Below are 4689 nucleotides of genomic sequence, written 5' to 3'. Positions count from 1 at the left end.
CCATCTCGACCTGCCGGGCGGGCAACCGGTCGCCTCCTACGTGCTCGGACTCGCCTTCGGTTTCGGCTGGACACCGTGCATCGGGCCGATCCTCGGTGCCATCCTAACCGCCAGCGCGACAAGCGCGACGATTGGCGAGGGCGTCGCATTGCTTGCCGTCTACTCGGCCGGCCTTGGGATCCCGTTTCTGGTCGTCGCGGGGTTCACCGACAGTATTGCCGGCAGGCTGCGCGGCATCGGTCGTTGGGGTCGCCGCCTGCATCAGGCTGCGGGCGGCGTCATGATCCTGATGGGCCTGGCGATGATGACCGGGCGGTTGAGCGCACTGGCCTACTGGCTGCTGGACACCTTCCCTGTCCTTGCGCGGATCGGGTGAACAGATGCGACTGTACGAGAAACATATCCTCCCTCGGCTGACGCATCTGGCGATGGGCCAGGATCAACTTCTTCCCTACCGGCGCCGCGCCATCTCCGGGCTGCATGGGCGTGTGCTGGAGATCGGAATCGGCTCGGGCCTGAACATTGCGCTCTACCCCGAGGCCGTGCGCCAGATCATCGGTATTGATCCGTCGCCCGAACTCCTCTCTCGGGCCGCGCAAACCTCCCATGGACTGATGCCCGCGGCCGAGATGATCGAGGGCGTGGCCGAAGCATTGCCGCTCGAAGATCGCAGCGTCGATTGCGTCGTCGCCACCTGGACACTCTGCAGCGTTTCGGAACCGGAGAAGGCTCTCGCCGAGATCCGGCGCGTTCTCAAGCCGGATGGCGTCTTCCGCTTCGTCGAGCATGGCCTGGCGCCCGGACCCCGTATCCGGCGCTGGCAACGCTGGCTGACGCCTGTCTGGAAACACTGCGCCGGGAACTGCCATCTTGACCGCCCGACGGCCGACTTGATCGAGACAAGCGGCTTCCGCATGGAGCGGCTCAACACCGGTTACGCGACAGGTCCGAAGCCCTTGGTTTTCATGTATGAGGGACAAGCTCGCCTCTACTGAGGAAGCTTGGAAACAGGACAATCTCGGCTTTCGATCCGTGGCGCAACTGATGGCAAGGTAGCCAATTCTCGCCTCGAACTTTCGCCGAAAATTTTGCGGTGATGAGGTGTTATGAGCAGTCATCAAGATAACCGGCAGGCCAATCTGACGCGCGGCATCCGGGTCGAGATCGCCAGCCTCGTCTACAACATCATCGAGGTCGTCGTATCCGTCACCGTGGGACTTCTGACCGGCAGCGCAGCGCTGGTGAGTTGGGGCCTCGACAGTACGGTCGAGGCCACCTCGGCTGCGACTCTGATCTGGCGCTTGAAGAGTGAGGTGGACGGTGCCGACAAGCGCACGGTCCTGCACCGCAAGAAGGTCGCGCTCTACGTGGTTGCCTGTGCCTTCTGGATCGTCGTCGCGGCGATCCTCTACGAGGCGGTCTCCGCCTTCATTTCGCAGAAGGCGCCGGGCTTCAACTGGTGGGGTATCGCGATTCTGGGTGCTTCGCTCGTGGCCAACCCGTTCCTCGCCTGGGGCAAGTATCGCTACGGCAAGCGGCTCGATGCGCCCGCCCTGAAGTACGATGCCAAGGACACCATGATCTGCCAGTATCAGACGATCGTGGTGTTGGCCGGGATCGGTCTGACGCAATGGATGGGCTGGTGGTGGGCCGACCCGGTGGCGGCGCTTCTGATCGTGCCCTACGTTGCATGGGAGGCGTTCGAGGCCACGAAGGATGCGCGGTCGGTCGATCCGGACGAGGGCGAAGCTACTGCCGAGGCCTGACGTTACGCATGATGAACCGAGATTTGGGCATGGGCGGCAGTTCTCCGGTTTCCAGATCCAGATCCAGATCCTGATCCGGCACTTCGTAGTCGATGGCGTTCACGAAGAAACTGCAAAACGCCTTCATCTGGCTGATCGCGATCCACTCGCCCGGACAACGGTGGTTCCTGTGGTGATCGCCACCGCCCTGCGGAATGAACTCGTAGGGAGTGACCTCCCGATCGTGAAACCGCTCGGGCCGGAACTCTTGCGGCGCGTCCCACGAACGAGCGTCGGTATTCGTGCCGTAGAGGTCGAGCAGAACCCTGTACCCTTTGGGAAAGCGATATCCGCGCCACTCGAAATCGCTCTTCACCCGTGCCGCAACCGCGGGAAAGAACGGATACAGACGGCGGACCTCTTGCACGAAAGGTTCGAGCTGTCCCTCGTCGTCCTTCAGCTTTTGCCGCCACTCGGGATGCCGATGTAAAGCATGCGCCGCCTGAACTATGAACACGGATACCGCGACGGTCGGGCGCAGGACATTCAACAGCTCTACGGCGGCCACCCTGGGGGTCAACAACTCCCCATCGAGATCGCGCCATGTCGCGATGATATGAAGGGCACTTTCCTGCGTCGGCTGAAGCTCACCATCGCGGACCTGTTGGATTAGCCGTGCTGCCCATTTTTCCAGGCGGTGGCGCGCCAGACGCGCGCGCCAGTGTTTGGGGCCAAGGGCCCCGGCGTCCTGAAAAAGCGCTGTAAGCTGCGCCCTTCGGGTCGCCACCTCAGCTTCATCAAGCGGCACCCTGGCCCAGGCGCAGACAGCTCTTGTGAGCATTTCGCGCACTTCGTCATAGAGGACGACCTCGTTCCTCGCCTCCCAGTCCGGCGCATATTTGTCCAACATGTGAAGCGACGTGCCCTGAAGCGCGGCGATCCGCTCGGTCCCCATGAGTGACATGAACATCTTCTTGCGGTGCTGGTGGGCAGCGCCGTCCAATCCCTGAACGCCGCCTTCGCCCAGCAGGGTCTTCTGTATGCGGCCCGGCATCGAGCCCGCGCGGATCAGTTTATCCTCGGAATAGAAAACTTCCGCTGCCGCCGCGCCGGTCATGCAGATCGTCTCTTGAAGGAGGATGCGGGTTTCGAACAGGTCTGTGTCGAGTGCGCGGCAGGTCTCCGAGATGAACCCATATGGGTTGCGCAGCAGGGCGAGTGTGCTGTCAAAGCCTTTCGCAGATGGTATGCCGAACATGGGTTACACCCCCGTTGTGTTTTCCTTGCGTTCACTCTGACCAGGCTTGTCCTTCGCAGAGCGGAAGCTGTCCCAGAACAGCAGGGCTGCGCCGCAGAAAATCGTTACGTCCGCGAGATTGAAGGACGGCCAGTGGTATGATCCGTAATGGAAGTCGAGAAAGTCAGGAACGGCCTGATAGCGTACGCGGTCAAGAATATTGCCGAGTGCGCCGCCGATGATCAGACCGAGAGCGGCAGCTGTCAGCCTGTCCGGCGCGCGCCATAACCAGATCAATAGCCATGCCACGATCACGCCAGCAAGCGCGATGAGACCCCACCACGGTACGAACCCGCCGAGCATACCGAAGCTGACCCCATCGTTCAGAACCCGCACGAGGTTAAGAAAGGGTAAAACCTCGACCCCGCTCTCGAGCGCCGGTGTGGTCAGGGCGAGCGCCTTGGTGCCCTGATCGAGACCGAGCGCTGCGATTGCGCAGAGCCCACCGAGAACGCGACCGTTCATGCCGTCGCCTTCAGATCGCCCCGCGCGTCGCGGATGATGGCCCAAGCGGAGTGCAGGAACAGTCCGGCGATACCGAAGGCGACGATAAGGTCGGGCCACGCGCTGCCCAGCCACGCCACGAGACCGGCGGCGATGACGACCGCCGCATTGCCGATAGCGTCGTTGCGCGAGAACAGCCAGACAGCCCGCATGTTCGCGTCGCCCTTGCGGAATCGCAGCAGCGGCAGAACGGAGACGACGTTCACGACAAGGGCGATCATACCGAGCAGGCCCATGAGACCTGCATCCGGCGTCGTCTGTTCGAAGACCCGGACGATGGTCGTGCCGAGGACGCCAAGACCGAGGAGCCCGAGGAAGATGCCCTGGATCAGAGCCGACCGTGCCCGCCAAGCGAGGCTCCAGCCGATGGCCAGCAGGCCGAGGAAGGTGATCGCGCCATCGCCGATGAAATCGAGCGCATCGGCCTTCACGGCCTGCGATCCGGAAATGAAACCGCCGATCATTTCGAGGACCCCGTATCCCACGTTCAGGATCACGACGATCCAGAGGGCACGGCGGTAGGCCGGGTCCTGATGGGCAGGATTCGGCGGAATGTCTTCATCGCCCTCGATCCGGTCGAAGCCATAGCCTGTCACCGCGACTGCCTTTTCGATGTCCGGCAGGCGCACTTCGGGTGCAGTCAGTGTCATGATGTGCGTCGCGGCCGACACTTTCACATCGCCGGGCGCGACCCCGGCTGCCTGTGCCGCCCGCTCGATCTGCGCGGCATCCTTGGCGCAATCCATACCGGAAACCCGGTAACGGACGGGCGGGACATCTGCCGTCGATCCGGCATTTTCGGTGTTGGCCATGGTCGCGCTATTCCTGCTAGGATGAATCGAAGAACAACATATCAGCGAGGAGTGATATGGCGCAATTGGTCGATGACCGCAAGAGCGCAACCATCGAGCGACGGGCGAAGCTGTTCCGCGGCTTCGCGGACCCGAGCCGCCTGGCCATCCTCGGTGCACTTTGCAACGAGCCATTGGCCGTTCACGAGCTCGTCGAGCGGACGGAACTATCGCAACCCAACGTCTCCAACCATCTGAGGTGCCTGCTGGAGTGCGGGCTTGTCGCCAGCGATCGCGATGGGCGTTTCATCCGCTACCGTATCAGCAGCCCGCGCATCACGGTTCTTCTGAG

At 62.5% G+C, this 4689-nt stretch carries 6 protein-coding genes and 1 pseudogene; 4 read left to right on the top strand and 3 right to left on the bottom strand.

Annotated elements, in window-relative coordinates:
- The 3 genes and pseudogenes from CJ301_RS14940 to CJ301_RS14930 all read left to right on the top strand — a co-directional run.
- Positions 1–376 (top strand): annotated as a pseudogene (locus CJ301_RS14940) (cytochrome c biogenesis protein CcdA); the annotation flags it as partial.
- Positions 377–380: 4 nt separating this feature from the next.
- On the top strand, positions 381–995 hold the full coding sequence (locus CJ301_RS14935; protein WP_067631010.1) for a class I SAM-dependent methyltransferase: 615 nt from the start codon (positions 381–383) through the stop codon (positions 993–995).
- A 111-nt stretch (positions 996–1106) separates the two neighbouring features.
- Positions 1107–1766 (top strand): cation diffusion facilitator family transporter, encoded by a 660-nt coding sequence (locus CJ301_RS14930; protein WP_082849320.1) that lies wholly within the window; start codon positions 1107–1109, stop codon positions 1764–1766.
- On the opposite strand, the gene CJ301_RS14925 is transcribed toward CJ301_RS14930, so the two are convergent.
- Genes CJ301_RS14925 through CJ301_RS14915 form a run of 3 tightly spaced genes read right to left on the bottom strand, consistent with a single transcriptional unit; the run spans position 1750 to position 4358 of the window.
- Positions 1750–3003 (bottom strand): cytochrome P450, encoded by a 1254-nt coding sequence (locus CJ301_RS14925; RefSeq protein WP_035714442.1) that lies wholly within the window; start codon positions 3001–3003, stop codon positions 1750–1752. The genes CJ301_RS14930 and CJ301_RS14925 overlap by 17 nt on opposite strands.
- Positions 3004–3006: 3 nt before the next feature.
- On the bottom strand, positions 3007–3507 hold the full coding sequence (lspA, locus tag CJ301_RS14920) for a signal peptidase II (RefSeq protein WP_035714444.1): 501 nt from the start codon (positions 3505–3507) through the stop codon (positions 3007–3009).
- On the bottom strand, positions 3504–4358 hold the full coding sequence (locus tag CJ301_RS14915) for a cation transporter (RefSeq protein WP_035714447.1): 855 nt from the start codon (positions 4356–4358) through the stop codon (positions 3504–3506). The genes lspA and CJ301_RS14915 overlap by 4 nt, the downstream gene beginning before the upstream one ends.
- A gap of 56 nt (positions 4359–4414) precedes the next feature.
- Between CJ301_RS14915 and CJ301_RS14910 the strand changes: the two genes are divergently transcribed.
- On the top strand, positions 4415–4689 hold a 275-nt coding region (locus CJ301_RS14910; protein WP_099278178.1), incomplete at its 3' end, for an ArsR/SmtB family transcription factor.

The sequence above is a fragment of the Limimaricola cinnabarinus genome, from assembly GCF_002723615.1.
In the GTDB taxonomy this organism is placed as follows: Bacteria; Pseudomonadota; Alphaproteobacteria; order Rhodobacterales; family Rhodobacteraceae; genus Limimaricola; species Limimaricola cinnabarinus_B.
The sequence above is the reverse complement of the archived record's forward strand: the minus strand, read 5'-3'. Positions and strand labels throughout refer to the sequence as shown.